The organism is Halopseudomonas pelagia CL-AP6, assembly GCF_000410875.1.
GTDB lineage: Bacteria > Pseudomonadota > Gammaproteobacteria > Pseudomonadales > Pseudomonadaceae > Halopseudomonas > Halopseudomonas pelagia.
On record NZ_AROI01000006.1, the window covers coordinates 63,681 to 80,372 of the forward strand.

Below are 16,692 nucleotides of genomic sequence, written 5' to 3' on the forward strand. Positions count from 1 at the left end.
GTCCGCTGCGGCAGGCTGAAACACGTTTTTTTTACTGATTACTGGAGATTATCAAATGGCCCTTATCAGCATGCGTCAGATGCTCGATCACGCTGCCGAATTCGGTTACGGCGTACCGGCGTTCAACGTCAACAATCTGGAACAGATGCGCGCCATCATGGAGGCCGCTGACAAGACCGATTCACCGGTGATCGTGCAGGCCTCGGCGGGCGCACGCAAGTACGCGGGTGCCCCCTTTCTGCGTCACCTGATTCTGGCAGCGATTGAGGAATTTCCGCATATTCCGATCTGTATGCACCAGGATCATGGCACCAGCCCAGCGATATGCCAGCGTTCCATCCAGCTGGGTTTTTCCTCGGTAATGATGGATGGCTCGCTGGGCGAAGACGGCAAGACCCCGACCGAATACGATTACAACGTTGACGTAACCCGTCGCACCGTTGATATGGCGCATGCCTGCGGTGTTTCGGTCGAAGGCGAGCTCGGCTGTCTAGGCAGCCTGGAAACCGGTCAAGCTGGCGAGGAGGACGGCATCGGTGCAGAAGGTATTCTTGATCACAGCCAGATGCTGACCGACCCTGAAGAAGCCGCTGACTTTGTCAAAAAGACCCATGTTGACGCTCTGGCAATCGCCATCGGCACCAGTCATGGTGCCTACAAGTTCACCAAGCCGCCGACGGGCGATATTCTGGCCATTGACCGGATCAAGGCGATCCACGCACGTATCCCCAATACCCATCTGGTGATGCATGGTTCATCGTCAGTACCCCAGGAATGGCTGGCGATCATCAACGAGTACGGCGGTGACATCAAGGAAACCTATGGTGTGCCGGTAGAGGAAATCGTTGAAGGCATCAAGTACGGTGTACGCAAGGTCAATATCGACACCGATCTGCGCTTGGCCTCTACCGGCGCAATGCGTCGGCATATGGCTAAATACCCTAGCGAGTTTGATCCGCGCAAATTCTTTGGCGAAACCGTCAAGGCCATGCGCGATGTTTGTATTGCTCGCTACGAGGCCTTCGGCACCGCTGGCCATGCCTCCAAAATCAAGCCGGTCAACCTGGAAGCGATGTTCATGCGCTACGCCAGCGGCGAACTGGACCCCAAGATCAACTGAACCGAGCGGAGGGGGGATACTCCCCCTCTGTTTGCCCTGCCGAGATGCCCACCATGCAAGCACCTGAAGACACCGCTTCCAACGATGAACAGGCTGACGCGCTTTTTGCCCATGAGCGTCTGCTTGAAGCCATTGAAAATCAGTTGGCTAGTAATGAGCCGGCTTTTGCCCAAGCGACGCTGAACAAGCTCACATTGGTTGGCTATAGCCGCGAGGACAGCATGGATTTGATGGCCGAAGTGCTTGCCCATTGCATTGGCGTTATGCTGGATCAGGATGCGCCTTTCGATATGGCCGCCTACGAAGCTGGCCTGCGTAATCTGCCGCAATTGCCCTCGGTGCAGGGCTGACAGGTTACATATCAGGTTACAGGTTCAGCGTGTCCGCTGAGCCCCCCAGATGTCACAATTTCGTTAATAAAACAGGATGTTCCGGCGATGCTGATAACTGTTCTGCGCGTTCTTTTCTTCTTTGTCGTCAGTGTGCTTGTGGCCACAGTGCTGGGCAGCCTGGCTCAGACTCAATTGAATCTCTTCGAGCTGCAACAACTGGGTACACCGATTTCGCTGGAGCAGCGTATGCTCACCAGTCTGCGTGATCTTACTGGGTTCACCCCGATCTTTGGCCTGATGGTGGCGGTTACCTTTATTTTTGCCCTGCCGGTGGCCGCGGGCCTGGGGCGTATTTTTAAGCCTTGGCGGGGGTTGTTGTTTGTGTTGGCCGGGGGTGTTGGAATCTGGGTAGCGTTCCGTATCGCTGACTATTTCCTGCCCATGCCAACCTTTATTGCCGCCACCAGGGACACCTGGGGATTGTTGCTGATGATGCTGGCAGTGGCTGTGGGGAGTTGGCTGTTTGGTCGGCTGACTCGACCTGTGGTCAAGCGTGGCTTGCGCGTACTGGGCTAGCACTCATTCAATTGGAGGGTTATGACATGTGGAAAAGAAGCGCCTTGCTGGCGGCTGTAGCAATGTCTTCTGCCTGGGCCGTGCAGGCGGCAGACTACCGCGTGGAAACACTGGCCGAAGGCCTTGAGAATCCCTGGTCGCTGGCGTTCTTGCCGGATGGCGGGATGCTGGTGACTGAGCGCACCGGTCAGCTTCGGCATATCAGCTCCGAGGGCGAGTTGCAGGCCGAGCCGTTCAGCGGTGTGCCGGAAGTTTTTGTTTCCGGCCAAGCTGGCTTGTTTGAAGTTGCCCTTGATCCAGAGTTCGAGCAGAACAATCGCGTGTTTCTCAGCTATGCCTGTGGGACCAGCAAGGCAAATCATACCTGTTTGGCTAGCGCCACCCTGGATGGCCAGGCGCTGACTGAGGTTGAAGAGATTTTTCGCGTTACGCCGGCCAAAGCAGGCTCGGCTCACTACGGCGGCCGGATTGCCTTTCTGCCAGACAATACCTTGTTGCTGAGCCTCGGTGACGGCTTTAATTACCGTGAAGAGTCGCAAAAAACCAGCAGCCACATCGGTTCAATCGTGCGCCTGAATCGCGATGGCTCGGTGCCCGAGGATAACCCTTATGTAGGGCAGGACGGTGCCTTGCCAGAGCTTTACAGCATAGGGCACCGCAATGTTCAAGGGCTTATATATGATGCCCAGGGGCAGCGCGTGCTCGCCCATGAGCATGGGCCAAGGGGGGGAGACGAGATCAACCTGGTCGAGCCAGGTAAAAATTATGGCTGGCCGAAAATCACCTTTGGCGTGGATTACAGTGGTGCCGTTATCAGCCCGCATACCGAACTGCCAGGTTTAGAGCAGCCGTTGCTGCATTGGACGCCGTCCATCGCCCCGGCGGGCTTTAGCCTATACCGCGGTGAGCTCTTTCCTGAGTGGGATGGCAATTTGATGGTCGCGGCACTGGCCGGGATGGAGGTGCGTCGCGTAGTCCTGAAGGGTAACGAGGTGGTCGAGCAGGAAAGTCTGTTCGGGGAGCTTGAAAGCCGCTTTCGCGATGTGCGCAGTGGCCCCGACGGCGCCTTGTATTTGCTCACCGACGCCGCGCAAGGCAAGCTGCTCAAAGTGCTGCCTGGCAACTGATTGGTGTGGGTGAGCGGTAGCGCTCACCCAGGGATCTATAGCCTGCAGTGCCAGCTCAGGCTAGTTGGTTGCTGAATTGTTCTTGCGCGTAGAAACTTACCCCCCCGCGCCCGCTGCGTTTGCGGTTGTACATCGCCATGTCTGCCTGACGTAGCATTTGCGCCATATCCAGCTCGGCTGAGCGCGTCATGCTAATGCCGATGCTGGCGCCCACGGCCACGCTCTGGGTATCCATATCAATAGTCAGGCTAAGCCTGTCGAGAAACCGCTCCGCCAGTGTGTGGGCCTGCTCTGGTGTACCGATATCCTCGGCGACCAGCACGAATTCGTCGCCACCCAGACGTGCGACGAAATCCGATTCCCTGGCGATGCTGCGTAACCGGTCGGCAATGGTGCGCAGAACCTGGTCGCCAGTTTCATGCCCAAGCTGATCATTGATCTGCTTGAAACCATCCAAGTCAATGAGCATGACCGCCAGGGGTGTATGTCGCTGCTGGGATCGGCGCAAAACATGGGTCATGTGCATATCCAACGCGCTCCGATTGGCCAGTCCGGTCAACGGGTCTTGCATGGCCATAGCCTTGAGCCGGACGTTGGCTATTTGCAGCTCTTCAGTGCGCTCTTGAACTTTTAACTCCAGTTCCTGCTCATGGGTTTTCAGGGTTTTGACCAGGTTAGCCTGGGTCTCCTCCTTCTGTTTTTTTAGCGTATTGAAGCGCGCCGCCAAAGCAAACGACAGTAACAGCATCTCCAGCGCCGAGCCCACATGCATAGCGTAGGTGGTCACCAGATTGGACGGGATAACGCCGAAGTTGCGTAATGACAGCAACACCACTCCGATAATCATACAGGCCCACGCCGTCAGGAAAATGCGCCCACCCGGCACCCGGTAACGTACGGCGAGCAGAATGCAGATCAGGGTCAGGGGTGCTCCAATCATGCCCAGTAACGACATGCTGAGGATCACCCAATGCACGGGGAGAAACAGGCTTGCGAGTGTGAGTATCAGGCTGGCCAACATCAGCGCGCAGAGCAGGCGGTGCCAGCCCGGCATATGCTGCCGCGTATTGAGAAAGCTGCAGGTGAACAGAGTGCCAATGGTGGCTGCCAGACACAGTCCCAGGGGTAATAGTCGCCCGCCCCAGGTGCCGATATCCGGCCAGATATACCGTGCGCCAAGACCGGTAAAAGCTAATGCACCCAGACCAAAGCTGAGCACGAAACACACATAGAGCAGATAACTACGCTCACGCAAAACGGTATATAGCAGTAGGTTGTAGAGTGCCAAGGCCAACAACATACCGCAGTACAGCGCGAGCAACGCAGTGCTATTGACGCTGAAACTGGCGAAGGCCGCACCAGACCACAATTGACTGGTCAGGGTCAGGCTGCCTTCGGATTGGGTTCGAATGTACAAGGTGGTTTGTTCGCCGGGTGCCAGGCGCAGTGAGAAGGCTGGATCGCGGTGCGCCAGATCGCGCTGATGCAACGGCACGATGGCGCCGCTGGTTTTTACTGCATGGTTTTGTTGATAGATGTCTACCCGGTTAAGTGAAGAGTAAGGGAAATGCAGGTGCCAGAGTGTATCGCGACTGGAGCTGGAGCTCAGGCTGAGTTTTAACCACACGGCGTCGCGGGTGTAACCGAAGTTCATGTCGCCGCGGTTGGAGCCTGCAGTCCAGACTGCCTTGCTATTGAGCAATTGTTGATAAGTGACCTTCCGCGCCGTTTGCTGATATTCCACCCAGGGTTGTAGATCAATGTGCTGTTCAGTACCGGTAAGAAACAGCACGCCCGGCGCGCCCTGGGCGTGCGCACTGATGCTCAGCAGCAATAGCAGCAATAGCGACGCTATCGCTGTTCGCCCGTTTGGGTAGGCTTCAGCGGTCACGCAGGTTATCTGCAGAGAATGGTGAGACGGCTTCGGGGCTGTACAGCCGCACGCCATTGCGCCCGCCGCGCTTGCGCAGGTACATCGCTTGATCGGCGTGGCGCATCAGTGCCTCGATATCAGGTTGAATGTCATTGGTCAGGCTGATGCCAATGCTGGCGCCGACGCTGATACTGCCATCATCTAGCGCAATGGGCAGGCTTAGCGCATCAAGCAGTCTTTCACCGAGACGCAAAGCGTCTTCCTGGTCGAGAATACCCTCGCTGATCAGGACAAACTCATCGCCGCCCAGGCGTGCCGCCAGGTCGGTCTCTCGGGCGCAGCCCTTGAGTCGTACCGCTACCTGTTTCAGTACCTGATCCCCGATATCATGTCCCAGTTGGTCGTTGATGGCTTTGAAGCTGTCCAGGTCAATCAGAACCAATGCCAGGAGTTCGTTGCGACGTTCGGTACGTAACATCGCTTGCTGAAGATGCTGCGTGAGCGCGGTACGGTTAGCGAGTCCCGTGAGCGGGTCCTGCATGGCAAGCATTTCCAGGCGGGCATTGGCCTGCGCTAGTGCCTCGGTGCGTTCGGTAACGCGCTGCTCAAGAATTTTTTCCTGCTGCAGGAGCGACATTAACACCTGTTTTTGCGATCTCAATGCCTGCCGCTGAGCTGATTCTTTAAGGCGCTTGAGCTCGTTGAAGCGTGCCGCTAGCCCCAATGACAGTAATAGCATCTCTATAGCCGAGCCGATTTGCATGGCATTGACAGTGAGGAAGGTGGACGGGATCAAGCTAAAGTTACGCAGCGCCAGCAGCATGGCCCCAGCCAGCAGCATGAGCCAGGCGAAGACGAAGATAAGCGATCCTGGAATACGCCGTGCTACGCAGATGATACCGGTGACAAACAGGACCAGTGTGGTAACCAGGCCGATCACCGACATCAGTTGCAATGCCCGCTGACCATCCACCACCAAGGTCAGCAGCGTGGCACTCATCGCGATCCAGGCCCAGATCGACAGGACGCGATTGAGACCCTCAGCGCGGCGCGCGGTATCCAGAAAGGATTGCGCAAAAAGAACGCCCACGGTGGCTGATAAACTGAGAAAGAACGGCAGTATTCGATTGCCTGTTTCGCCCAGGTTGGGCCAGAGGTATTGTGCGCCTAGGCCATTGATCGCCAACATGCCTATGCCGAAACTGACTACGAAGCAGACGTACAGTGCGAATGAGCGCTCACCCAATACAGCGAACAGCATCAGGTTGTAACTGGCCAGCGCGAGCAGCATGCCGAAGTAGATGGCCAGCAGAGCGTAGGTCATCTGGTTGTGTTCGTTGAATGCGGCCGTATGCCATAACTGGTTGTCCAGTGACAAACTGCCCTCGGAATGCGTCAGGATATACAAGCTACGTTCTTCGCCGGGCTCCAGCGCTATTGAAAACACCGGGTTGCGATGGGGAAAGCTGCGTTGCCTGTAGGGCAGCGTATCGCCGCCATGCTGTTGCTGTATGCCGTCGCTACTGATGTTGAAAAAACTGACTCTATCCAACGAGGCATAGCGCATTTCCAGTACCCAGCTGTGTGGCTCCTTGGCAGCCGACGCAATGTCGACCCGCAGCCAGACATGGTCGCGGGTGTAGCTGAAATTAAGGTCGCGGCGTTCATTAGCGGGCTGGAAGTCGGCATCATGATCTTGTATGTCGGTAATGGTCAGGATGCGCTGGGGGTCGCGTAGATAATAGGCGTGCGTCTGCAGGCTAATGCCCGCTTCGGAGCCGTCGAGTATCAGCACAGCCGGTTGCGCGTTGGCCAGGGTTGAAACAAACAACAGGCACAATATCAGCAGCGGCCAACACGGACGAAGTGTATGGGCTGAGTGAGGAGCTTTGGCGGGCGCTATATGCCCGGGCAGACTGGCTGCGCAAACTGCTGAAAAGACCATGTTCGGTGCCTGACCTGCTTCCCTGGCGTTTTTCGACGGCCTTGAACTCAAGGTTCTAGTCGATGATCAATATCTATACGGGTTCCGTGGCTTATTCGGTCACCTGTTTTCGAGCATAAGGCGCGATTATCGGCTTCAGTACACAACGATTGACTGCTGCACGCAAGGGCTAAACGCCAGCCGCTGCAGTCGGCTGGCGGCTTTCAATAAGTGACTACCAGCAAGTAAAAGTCAGTGTGCCACTATAGGGGGCGCGAGGGCGCCACGTCAAACCCTCCGGCCCGGGCTCGCGCGTTCTGGCGAAAGCTCCGTGGAGTAACGCCTAGCCAGCGTCGGAAGGTGCGGCTGAAGTTGGTCGGATCGAGATAGCCAAGACGTTCGGCTACAGCTTCAATACTCAGATCGGTTTGTGTGAGCAGCCAGCAAGCAAGGTCACACCGCACGTCATCCAGCAAGGTTTGATAACGCACCCCTTCATCGTTTAGATGACGTATGAGTGTACGCGGAGCCATGTGTTCTTCGCGGGCCATCTGCTCAAGTGTAGGGTAGCCCTCTTGGCAGGCCAGCAAGCGCTGCTTGATGCGCTCGCTCAATGTGCCGCCACGCAGCAGGCGTTGTAACTGATTTTCGCAGTCGCGCAGTGCCAGCCGTTCGGCTTCCGGGTCGGCCGCCAGACAGGGTGTATTGAGGTAGTCGCTGGGGAGTTCGATGCGCAATGTCCGGCTGTTGAATATGACCGTTCCGGCAATCTGTTTGTAATTGTCTGACCAGGGTGCCTCGGGCATCGGCCAGTGCAAAGTGATCTGGTCACGCAAGGGTAGCCCGGTGGCGGTCTCAAGCAAACGTAGCATCGCGGTTGTAAAATGGCCCAGAAGATATTCGCGCAGGGCCGGCAGAATAAGCTTCTCATCCAATACCAGGGCTGCACGGGTACCGGTGGCGTCTATGTTGAATACGGCAATGTTCTGCCGCAGGCCCGAGTAGCGCTGCAGTGTCGCGATGGCCATGCCCACGGTAGGCGCAGCGATGCTGGCGTAGCCGGCAGTACCATGAGCAGAAACATCGGTATGTTGGCCCACCTCAATTCCCAGCCAGGGACACTGGCTCAGCTCCAGGGCATGCAGCGCCAGACGATGCATCTGGTCGAAGCTGAGAAACCGATTGTTGTGATGGAGCAGATCCCAGTTCAAACGTGTATCGGCAATGATCTCCTGTGCAGTAAAACCCTGCCGGCGCAACTCAGCGCATATCAGTCGCGCATAGACAGGGTGAACGGAAGGGCTAAGCCATAGTTGTTGGGAGAGCATGTTCTACCGTCTGCGCGGGATGAGTTGTCACATTATGACGATTTATTGCCCGTTGCAACGGTAGGTTTTCAGCTGAGCCGGGAGCAGTATCGATCAGTAGCTGTTTGTCCAATGACAAAGTACGCATGACAATAATAAGAGAGTGCTCCCCTATGAATAGCCCTGCCCAAGCCGAGATGCCGGCTTCCGAGTATATTGATCACAAACGCCATCTGTGGCTGTTTTCGCTGTTGGTGCCCTGCACGGCTCTGGTCGGTCCACTGATGTACATGCTGGTGTCGCCGAAATTGCTTTGGCTGTGGTTGCCTACGCTGTTTTCTTACGCGGTGATTCCTGCCCTCGATGCACTGATCGGCGAGGATCGTAGTAATCCACCCGAGGAAGCAGTGCCGGGGCTTGAGGCGGATCCTTACTATCGCTACGTGACTTACGCGCTGGTGCCGATTTTGTGGCTCAGTTTTCTGGTCAGTGTGATTTTTCTGGGCACGCACGAGTTGCCCTGGCATGGCGTGTTGGCCGTAGTGCTGGCTGCCGGCGGCACCTTGGGTTACGGATTGAACCTCGGCCATGAAATGGGCCACAAAAAAACCGGGTTGGAGCGCTGGCTGGCGAAGATTACCCTGGCCTTGGGCTTCTATGGGCATTTTTTTGTAGAGCACAACCGCGGCCATCATCGCGACGTGGCAACGCCGGTCGACCCCGCCTCATCGCGGATGGGAGAGAGCCTCTATCGCTTCGTGTTCCGGGAAATGCCAGGGGCTTTTTTCCGTGCCTGGGACCTTGAGGCGGAACGCCTGGATCGCTGCGGGAAGTCAGTGTGGAGCCTGGACAATGAAATCATCCAACCGGCGCTGATCAGTATTGCGCTTTACGGTACTTTGATTGCTTTTCTGGGGGTGGGCATGCTGCCGATCTTGTTGTTGATTGCGTTTTGGGGGGCTTTCCAGCTGACTCAGGCCAACTACATCGAGCACTATGGATTGCTGCGTAAGCCGTTGCCGAATGGGCGTTACGAGCGCTGCCAGCCTTGGCACTCCTGGAACAGCAATCATCTGTTCTCCAACTGGGCATTGTTCCATCTCCAGCGTCATTCCGATCATCACGCGCATCCGACCCGGCGCTATCAGTCGCTGCGGGATTTCCCCAATCTCCCAAGGTTACCCAGTGGCTACTTTGGTATGTATTTGATCGCCTACGTTCCGCCGCTCTGGTTCAAAATAATGAATCAACGCCTGCTGGCAGCAGTTGATCGCGATCCGAGCAGAATCAATTTTGAGCCAGCCAAGCGTGACAGACTCATACGTCAGTATGGGCTTGCTGAGTCCGGGATGCGTCAGTCGGCAGAGGAGGTGGCAGCGTGAGCCGGTATCGTTGTCCTGAATGCAGCTATGAATATGACGAGGCCGCTGGTGATGTGCATATGGGCTTTGCGCCGGGCACGCGCTGGGACAGCGTGCCGGACGATTTTGTCTGTCCGGATTGCGCGATCAGTTATAAGGAGGATTTTACCTGTCGGGACGATGGGGCCGCTTAAAGCGGCCACACCCATAGGAGCATCGGTATGCTCAGGGAAACGACCAGTAACTCCATGGGCAAACCGAGCCGCCAGTAATCACCGAAACGGAACCCGCCGGGGCCAAGGATCAGCGTATTGTTCTGATGGCCAATGGGCGTCAGGAAGGCGCAGGATGCACCAATAGCGACCGCCATTAAAAAGCTGTCTGGATTAACGCCCAGCTGGCTGGAGATGCTCAGCGCGATTGGGCACATCACCGCCGCTGTCGCGGCGTTGTTCATAAAGTCAGACAGCGTCATGGTGATGACCAGCACCAGGGCCAGCCCGATTACCGCGTTACTCTGCGCGACATTTTCAAGCAGCGTTCTGGCCAATAGATCAGCTGCTCCGGTGTCGGCCATGGCTGCCGCCAACGGCATTAAAGCCCCGAGTAGCACAATAATCGGCCAGTCCACGGCTTCATAGATGCGCCGCAGCGGGATGACGCTGGTGAGCATGTAGCCAATGACCCCGAGCGTGAAGGCCAGCGCGGCGGGTAACACGCCGGTGGCTGCAAGCATAATGGAGCCGCCCATGATCGCGACTGCGGTGATCGCTTTGCGCTTGTTAGGGATCAATATGGCGCGCTGCGCCAACGGGATGCAGCCGTATACGGAGGCAAAGTTGGCAATCGCCTCGGCGCTACCCTGCATCAGTAACACGTCGCCTGCGTTCAGGTTGGTCCAGCGCAGACGTTTGATCGAGCGATGGCCCTGGCGCGAAATCGCCAGCAGGTTGATGCCAAAACGGGTGCGAATTTGAATGTCGGTCGCGCTCCGGTCTTGCAGCAGGGAGCCTGGCTGGACGGCAAGCTCCTGAATCACAACCTCTTCGTCGGTGCTGCTGTTGTGTTCTGGTTCTTCGAGCTCGTCGACTTTTTCGTCTGCGGCCTGATGATCGAGTTTGGCTGGCCGGATCCCAGAACGGCCATCGCTGCTGTCAGATGCTGCGGTTGCGATATTTGAAGGCTGTGCGGCGCTGTCCGCCTGCTGATCAACCTCGTCTGAACTGTCGCTCTCATTCTCTTCTTTTTTGTTCGGAGAGGTGGGTACAGCCTCTTCCAGCTTCAGTCCAAGGCGGGTCAGGGTGCCGCCGAGCGCTTCCGGTTCGGCTTCGACCACCAGAATATCTCCGGCCTTGAGAATCCGGCCTGGGAAAGGCGCAGTGACCCGAAAATCATTGCGTACCATGCCAACAATTTGAGCATCGCTATCATCCAGCAGTTGCTCGACCTCTCGCAGGGTTTTGCCGGCGACTTTGGCATTCTCTGCAATGCGTACTTCCGTGAGGTAAGTGCCGGTATCGAAGCTTTCGGCGTCATGTTTGTGCCGGTTGGGCACCAGCCATCGGCCGGCGAGCACAGCAAATATTACGCCCGTCACTGCCACCGCCAAGCCGACGGGGGAGAAATCGAACATGCTGAAGCCGGATCCGGTTTGCGCCGCGCGGAAGTCGGCAACAATCAAATTGGGTGGGGTGCCGATTAGGGTTGTCATACCGCCGAGAATGGTGCCAAAAGCCAGCGGCATTAGCACCTTGCCGGGAGCAATGCCCTGGCGTACCGCGACCTGCATGGCAATGGGCATCAGCAATGCCATGGCGCCGACATTGTTCATAAATGCCGAGAGGCACGCGCCAAGCAAGGTCAGGACGCCGATACTGACCAAGCTGCCGCCGCGTTTGGGCAGGACCTTCTGCGCCATGGACTCCACGGCGCCAGTGGTTTGCAGGCCGAAGCTGAGAATCAGCACGGCGGCGACGGTAATGACTGCAGGCTGTGAGAAGCCGCTGAAGGCCTGATTGCCCTCGATCAGTCCAGCGAAGACGCAGGCCACAAGGGCGATAAGGGCGACTACGTCATGGCGTAGGCGACCCCAGAGAAACAGGCCAATCGTGGCCCCTAAAATACTGAAGATCAGTGCCTGATCCGTGGTCATAGCGCATTCCAGAGCAAAGGCAACGTAAGAGTATGAATGTCAGAGCAGGCGTATTTTGAATCGTCGCCCCTTGATCTTGCCCTGCTCCAGTTTTTGCTGGGCAATAGGCGCAAGATCACGACGGATAGCGACCAACGCTTGATAGTCGGTAATACTGATCTTGCCTATGGCGTCAGCCGGCAAACCCGCCTCACCGGTCAGAGCTCCGAGCAGATCGCCTGGACGCACCTTGTCCTTGCGTCCGCCAGCAACGGCGACCGTGCGCATCGGCGCAATCAGAGGTTGCTCCAGGGTGGCTGGCAGGCTATTCAGATCACACCAGGCCAATGGAGTTCCCTGGGCTGCTTCGATACTGCTGGCGCGTCCACCCTCGGCAGGGGCCACCAGGCTCAGGGCCAGTCCAGGCTCGCCGGCTCGACCGCTACGGCCGATCCGGTGAGTGTGCAGCGCCGGGTCAGGCGACAGCTCGACGTTGATCACCGCGGCCACACCGGCTACATCAATACCCCGAGCGGCAACATCCGTTGCTACCAGTACGCTGCAGCTCTGGTTGGCGAACAGCGCAAGTACTTCATCACGCTCGCGCTGTTCCATATCACCATGCAGGGTCAGGGCGCTGATCTTGTTGGCCTGCAGGTGCTGAAGCAGGTCCTGGCACTGCTGGCGCGTGTGGCAAAAGGCGATACAGGGTTGCGGCCGCTCAGCGGCAAGCAGACGCACCACCGCTTGCAGCCGCTCGGCGGGGGTTATCTCGTAAAACCGTTGTTCTATCGGATTCTGTGGTTCGGTTTCTTCAATGCTGACACGCTCGGGTGCCTGCAGAAAACGGCCAGCCAGGCTATCGATCGATGCTGGGTAGGTGGCGGAAAACAGCAGCGTCTGCCGGCGTTTGGGGGCGAGGCTGATGATCTCGGCGATGCTGTCGTAAAATCCCATGTCCAGCATACGGTCGGCCTCATCCAGCACCAGACAATTGAGCCCGCTCAGTTCCAGCGTACCCCGGTCCAGATGGTCCTTGATCCGCCCCGGGGTGCCGACGATGACATGTGCACCCTGCTCCAGTGAGGCCGCTTGCGGGCCAAAAGGTGTGCCGCCGCACAAGGTGATGATCTTGATATTCGGCAGGCCGCGGGCCAGCGTGCGCAATGTGCTGGCAGACTGGGCGGCGAGTTCGCGAGTTGGGCTTAATACCAGCGCCTGACAGCCGAAAAAGGCGGGATTAAGCGGGGTCAGCAGGCCTATGCCAAACGCCGCGGTCTTACCGCTGCCGGTGCGCGACTGAGCGATCAGATCCTTGCCCGCGAGAATGACCGGCAAGGCTTGAGCCTGAATCGGTGTCATCTGGGTGAAGCCCAGGTGTTCAAGGGTGTCGAGAAGCGCCTTGGGCAAGGCCAGACTGGAAAAAGAAGTTGGATTCACGCACATAACCTGCTGGTGGGAGGGCAGACAGTGTATCAGAGCGAACCAGTTCAATCCGTGAGCATATCAGCCTGAATTCAAGTCTGCCGCGCGAAGCTGTGTCCGGTCTAGTCAGTCGCCGGCCTGAGTACTGCAGTTTCGACCCTTTTCCTTGGATTGGTAGAGCGCTTTGTCGGCAGACTCTATCAGCTCCTGGTGCGAGGTCATGGAATCATCCAGTTCGGCGATGCCGAGGCTGATGGTGACGCTGAGCACCTCGTCCATATGCTCGATAGTCAGCCTCTCAATAGCGCTGCGTAACCGCTCGGCGAATTGCGCAGCGCCTTCAATCGGGGTGTCCGGCAGCAATACCACGAATTCTTCGCCGCCATAGCGGCCAGCAAAATCGGTCTCACGGGCGAACAATTTGCTTAGCCGCGCGACCTCGCGGATGACCTCATCACCCAATTGATGGCCATAGGTATCATTGAAGCGTTTGAAGTGGTCGATATCAAACATCACCAGGCTGGCTGGGCTCTGGTAGCGTACATGGCGGGCGAATTCACGCTCCAGGCACTCCTCCCAGTAACGCCGATTAAGCAGTCCGGTGAGCCCGTCACGCAATGCCAGTTCCCGCAGTTGGGTATTTGCTGACTCGAGCTGGCGTTTGTTGATGGCGACCCCCGTTACATCGTAGATAATCAGGCACACATGGTCCGTAATGCTGCTGGTGCTGCGCAGTGGCAGGATGGTGACGTTCTGGTACATCTCGTCAGCCAGCCCGGTAATCGGTTGATAGCTTTTGAAGTGCACCAGGTTGGGTCTTTGCTCCCAGATGGTGAATGCCCGGGTGCCAAGCATGACGGCAGTCTCGACCTTTTTCTTGAACCAGTTGGGTTCGATTTCCGGAAACAGTTCAAACAGGGATTTGCGCGCCGCTTCGTCCGAACCTACCCCGGAATGGTTTTCCATGAAGCTGTTCCACACGTCGATTCGGTAATCGCGGTCCATGACCACTACGCCGACATCAATGCTCTGGACAATATCCAGTAACCAGTGAAGTTCATTGATATCAAACTGAGCAGACATGGCAGGGGTCCTATGGGGGGTCAATCGATCATAAAGTCGAGTTTTTCGCGTAACCGGGGCACAGAGTCCTCGGTGAAGAGCAGCAGCAGGTCGAAGTGAATATCCATGTCTTCCAGGCTGTAACTGATCTCAACTGCCAGCGTTCGCTTCCAGCGGCGCTGGTTGATGCGTATAAGATCTTCGATCGGGCAGTGTTGGCCAAGTACCAGCGGGTGACCTTGTGACAGATTGATATTGAGTTGTTCAGACAGGCCGTTGAGGCAGGCGCCGATAATGATGCTGGCCAGATCCAGAAGCATTTCCAGCTTGGCCGACTCGTCCTCCTGCGTATTCAGCAGTTTGGCAACGTCGTTAATCTCGGCATCGTGGAATACCAGCAGCGCTTCGCCAGCCACTCCGCCACCGATATAGCCCTGACAAATGGCTGACAGGCGCTCACCGCGCTGGGCGTCAGCCAGGGCCATGTGTAGCTCGCCCACCTCGAGAATATTGACATTGGGTATGGGTAGCTGGATAAACACCCCCAGCACGCGGCCGAGCAATTCGGCAGCACGACCCATGGCGATGTTGGTGATTTCACGGAAGGCATCGCGGAAGGATACATTGGGCAAGTCGGAAAACGCCGCAGTGGGCGCAATCGGCGTGCTATTCAGCGGGATGTCGATGCCCAGCGCGTTCAGCGCCTCTGCCAACTGCATAGGGTCAGCAGGCTTCTTGATGAAAGCCTTGGCGCCGAGCGCCTTGGCCCGACGCACGGCTTCTTCCTGAACGTCCCCTGAGACCACGATAACGTCTGCCTGCAAACCTTCTTCGCGGAGTTTCGCGAGCACGCCGAAGCCGTCCAGTTCGGGCATGGTCAGATCCAGCAGTACTATCTGTCCCAGCCCTTGGCGCATAGCTTCCAGGCCTTCCAGTCCGTTGGTAGCCTGGGAAACCTGAAACGGCCAGTTAGATGGAAGTGCGCGGATTAGTTGCTTGCGGGCCATGTTGGAATCGTCGCACACCAGCAAGGGTATTGTGCTCACATCCGCTATCCTTGTTGCCTTAAGACAAAATGTCTTGTTTCGAGTCAATGAAAGGAGATACTTAAAGTAGGAGGCATTTGGCCATATTCTTTAAGCATGCACATTTATTGGCCAGTTGAGAAGCTATTATGCGCACATACTGCGTTTATTTACTGTGATCTAAAGCAAAGGCCGAATATTATTCAGGGCTGCACTCATGCTTCAATGGGTGCGACACACTGTTGCACAAATAACGATAAAGCGATGGAGGCTGTCGATGGCGCAAATGCTGGGATCCAGTCAGCAGCACCGCAGGCTGGTGTTCAAGGCTTTGTTGTGGTTTACAGTAGGCGGGGGATTGCTTTTCGGTGCCGTGAATTTCGGCAGGGGAGTATGGGTCCTGGCAGGGCTTGAGATTACTTATGCTCTATTTGCGCTGGGGCTGTTGCGAATCGCTGATACAACACCGCATCTGCGCATGTGGACTCTACTCTATCTGTTTCCTTTTTTTGCTCTGATGACCTTTGCATTGTTGTTGCCGAGCACGTCCTTTACGGTTTTTGCCTGGATTCAGGCTATTCCGATCATTTGCTACTTGCTGCTGGGCCTGCGCGGCGGCTTCTGGATGTCGCTCGGATTCCTCAGTATGGGAGTGGCAGCGTTCAACTATCGGTATATGGTCGATGATTCCTGGTTGAATGCGATGGTGGCGGCCAACGTCGGTTTGAGTAGTGCGGCGATCATGATGTTTTCGCATATTTACGAACGTAGTCGCGTGGCCAATGAGGCGCGACTGCTTGAGCTGGCCAGCACCGATACGCTGACTGGCTTGGCTAACCGGATGAAGCTGGCTGAAGTGTTTCAACGCGAGCGCAGTCATGCGCTGCGCGACAACAACCCCTTGTCGTTGATCATTCTGGATCTGGATCACTTCAAACAGGTGAATGATCAGTTTGGTCATGGCGGCGGTGATCGGGCCTTACGTCATTTGGCGCAGTTGCTGCCGCAGCGGTTACGCGATACGGATCTGTTATGTCGCCTCGGCGGCGAGGAATTTGCCATTCTACTACCTGGGGCCGACCTCGGTCAGGCCGCCGAACGGGCTAATGACCTGCGCGAACTACTGGTCGCGCAACCGCCGGATATCGAGGGGCGCACTCAGGTGATGACGTTCAGTGCCGGCGTCGCCACTCTGGGCGAAGACGGACAAAGTCTGGACAGTCTGCTGTCGACCGCCGACCGGCGCATGTATGAGGCCAAGGGCGGGGGACGCAACCAGGTGGTAGCGGCTGGTCAGCAATATCATCTGGCACCTATGTCGTTTGGCCGCTAATGCGCCGCCGCTGTTGTGAGTAATTTACTCGGCGTCATTTTAAGCGAATGTACGGCTGGACCCTCTACACTGGAATAAAGCAAAGTGTTTTTAACG

At 56.8% G+C, this 16,692-nt stretch carries 14 protein-coding genes; 7 read left to right on the forward strand and 7 right to left on the reverse strand.

Going from position 1 to position 16,692, the window contains the following annotated elements; all coding sequences use genetic code 11:
- Window positions 1–55: 55 nt before the first annotated feature.
- The 4 genes from fba (at window position 56) to K787_RS0104755 (ending at window position 3,155) form a co-directional block, all read left to right on the forward strand.
- Window positions 56–1,120 carry a class II fructose-bisphosphate aldolase gene (gene fba, locus K787_RS0104740; RefSeq protein WP_022961646.1) on the forward strand — a complete coding sequence of 355 codons (1,065 nt, stop codon included), beginning with the start codon at window positions 56–58 and terminating at the stop codon, window positions 1,118–1,120.
- Window positions 1,121–1,173: 53 nt separating this feature from the next.
- Window positions 1,174–1,470, forward strand: a complete 297-nt coding sequence (locus tag K787_RS0104745) for a hypothetical protein (RefSeq protein ID WP_028614589.1) — start codon at window positions 1,174–1,176, stop codon at window positions 1,468–1,470.
- A gap of 87 nt (window positions 1,471–1,557) precedes the next feature.
- The gene (locus K787_RS0104750) at window positions 1,558–2,028 is read left to right on the forward strand and encodes a hypothetical protein (RefSeq protein WP_052185313.1); all 471 of its coding nucleotides are present in this window, start codon (window positions 1,558–1,560) and stop codon (window positions 2,026–2,028) included.
- Window positions 2,029–2,054: 26 nt separating this feature from the next.
- Window positions 2,055–3,155 (forward strand): PQQ-dependent sugar dehydrogenase, encoded by a 1,101-nt coding sequence (locus K787_RS0104755; protein WP_028614591.1) that lies wholly within the window; start codon window positions 2,055–2,057, stop codon window positions 3,153–3,155.
- 55 nt (window positions 3,156–3,210) lie between these two features.
- Here K787_RS0104755 and K787_RS22215 read toward each other — a convergent pair whose 3' ends face one another.
- From K787_RS22215 to K787_RS22225, 3 genes are all read right to left on the reverse strand, one after another.
- Window positions 3,211–5,046 (reverse strand): 7TM diverse intracellular signaling domain-containing protein, encoded by a 1,836-nt coding sequence (locus tag K787_RS22215; protein ID WP_022961648.1) that lies wholly within the window; start codon window positions 5,044–5,046, stop codon window positions 3,211–3,213.
- Window positions 5,036–6,859 (reverse strand): diguanylate cyclase, encoded by a 1,824-nt coding sequence (locus K787_RS22220; protein ID WP_235801901.1) that lies wholly within the window; start codon window positions 6,857–6,859, stop codon window positions 5,036–5,038. Before K787_RS22220 ends, K787_RS22215 begins: the two co-directional genes overlap by 11 nt.
- A 356-nt stretch (window positions 6,860–7,215) precedes the next feature.
- On the reverse strand, window positions 7,216–8,280 hold the full coding sequence (locus K787_RS22225; protein ID WP_022961650.1) for a helix-turn-helix domain-containing protein: 1,065 nt from the start codon (window positions 8,278–8,280) through the stop codon (window positions 7,216–7,218).
- 152 nt (window positions 8,281–8,432) lie between these two features.
- On the opposite strand from K787_RS22225, the gene K787_RS22230 reads away from it, so the two are divergent.
- On the forward strand, window positions 8,433–9,641 hold the full coding sequence (locus K787_RS22230; protein ID WP_022961651.1) for an alkane 1-monooxygenase: 1,209 nt from the start codon (window positions 8,433–8,435) through the stop codon (window positions 9,639–9,641).
- Window positions 9,638–9,814 (forward strand): rubredoxin, encoded by a 177-nt coding sequence (locus K787_RS0104780; RefSeq protein WP_022961652.1) that lies wholly within the window; start codon window positions 9,638–9,640, stop codon window positions 9,812–9,814. Before K787_RS22230 ends, K787_RS0104780 begins: the two co-directional genes overlap by 4 nt.
- Here the strand turns inward: K787_RS0104780 and K787_RS25470 are convergent.
- From K787_RS25470 to K787_RS0104800, 4 genes are all read right to left on the reverse strand, one after another.
- On the reverse strand, window positions 9,811–11,772 hold the full coding sequence (locus K787_RS25470) for an SLC13 family permease (RefSeq protein WP_022961653.1): 1,962 nt from the start codon (window positions 11,770–11,772) through the stop codon (window positions 9,811–9,813). The genes K787_RS0104780 and K787_RS25470 overlap by 4 nt on opposite strands.
- 39 nt (window positions 11,773–11,811) lie before the next feature.
- Window positions 11,812–13,191 carry an ATP-dependent RNA helicase DbpA gene (gene dbpA, locus K787_RS0104790; RefSeq protein ID WP_152486786.1) on the reverse strand — a complete coding sequence of 460 codons (1,380 nt, stop codon included), beginning with the start codon at window positions 13,189–13,191 and terminating at the stop codon, window positions 11,812–11,814.
- A gap of 111 nt (window positions 13,192–13,302) precedes the next feature.
- The gene (locus K787_RS0104795; protein WP_022961655.1) at window positions 13,303–14,259 is read right to left on the reverse strand and encodes a sensor domain-containing diguanylate cyclase; all 957 of its coding nucleotides are present in this window, start codon (window positions 14,257–14,259) and stop codon (window positions 13,303–13,305) included.
- A gap of 20 nt (window positions 14,260–14,279) precedes the next feature.
- Window positions 14,280–15,284: a response regulator gene (locus K787_RS0104800; RefSeq protein WP_022961656.1), complete on the reverse strand. Its 1,005-nt coding sequence runs from the start codon at window positions 15,282–15,284 to the stop codon at window positions 14,280–14,282.
- A gap of 256 nt (window positions 15,285–15,540) precedes the next feature.
- Between K787_RS0104800 and K787_RS22235 the strand changes: the two genes are divergently transcribed.
- Window positions 15,541–16,596: a GGDEF domain-containing protein gene (locus K787_RS22235; protein ID WP_022961657.1), complete on the forward strand. Its 1,056-nt coding sequence runs from the start codon at window positions 15,541–15,543 to the stop codon at window positions 16,594–16,596.
- The last annotated feature ends 96 nt before the right edge of the window (window positions 16,597–16,692 follow it).

Excerpts from the sequence above, each read along its gene's own strand:
- K787_RS0104795 (WP_022961655.1), bottom strand. The coding sequence starts at position 14,259 with ATGTCTGCTCAGTTTGATATCAATGAACTTCACTGGTTACTGGATATT.
- K787_RS25470 (WP_022961653.1), bottom strand. The coding sequence starts at position 11,772 with ATGACCACGGATCAGGCACTGATCTTCAGTATTTTAGGGGCCACGATT.
- K787_RS0104750 (WP_052185313.1), top strand. The coding sequence starts at position 1,558 with ATGCTGATAACTGTTCTGCGCGTTCTTTTCTTCTTTGTCGTCAGTGTG.
- K787_RS0104745 (WP_028614589.1), top strand. The coding sequence starts at position 1,174 with ATGCAAGCACCTGAAGACACCGCTTCCAACGATGAACAGGCTGACGCG.
- K787_RS22225 (WP_022961650.1), bottom strand. The coding sequence starts at position 8,280 with ATGCTCTCCCAACAACTATGGCTTAGCCCTTCCGTTCACCCTGTCTAT.
- K787_RS0104755 (WP_028614591.1), top strand. The coding sequence starts at position 2,055 with ATGTGGAAAAGAAGCGCCTTGCTGGCGGCTGTAGCAATGTCTTCTGCC.
- fba (WP_022961646.1), top strand. The coding sequence starts at position 56 with ATGGCCCTTATCAGCATGCGTCAGATGCTCGATCACGCTGCCGAATTC.
- K787_RS22230 (WP_022961651.1), top strand. The coding sequence starts at position 8,433 with ATGAATAGCCCTGCCCAAGCCGAGATGCCGGCTTCCGAGTATATTGAT.
- K787_RS22235 (WP_022961657.1), top strand. The coding sequence starts at position 15,541 with ATGGCGCAAATGCTGGGATCCAGTCAGCAGCACCGCAGGCTGGTGTTC.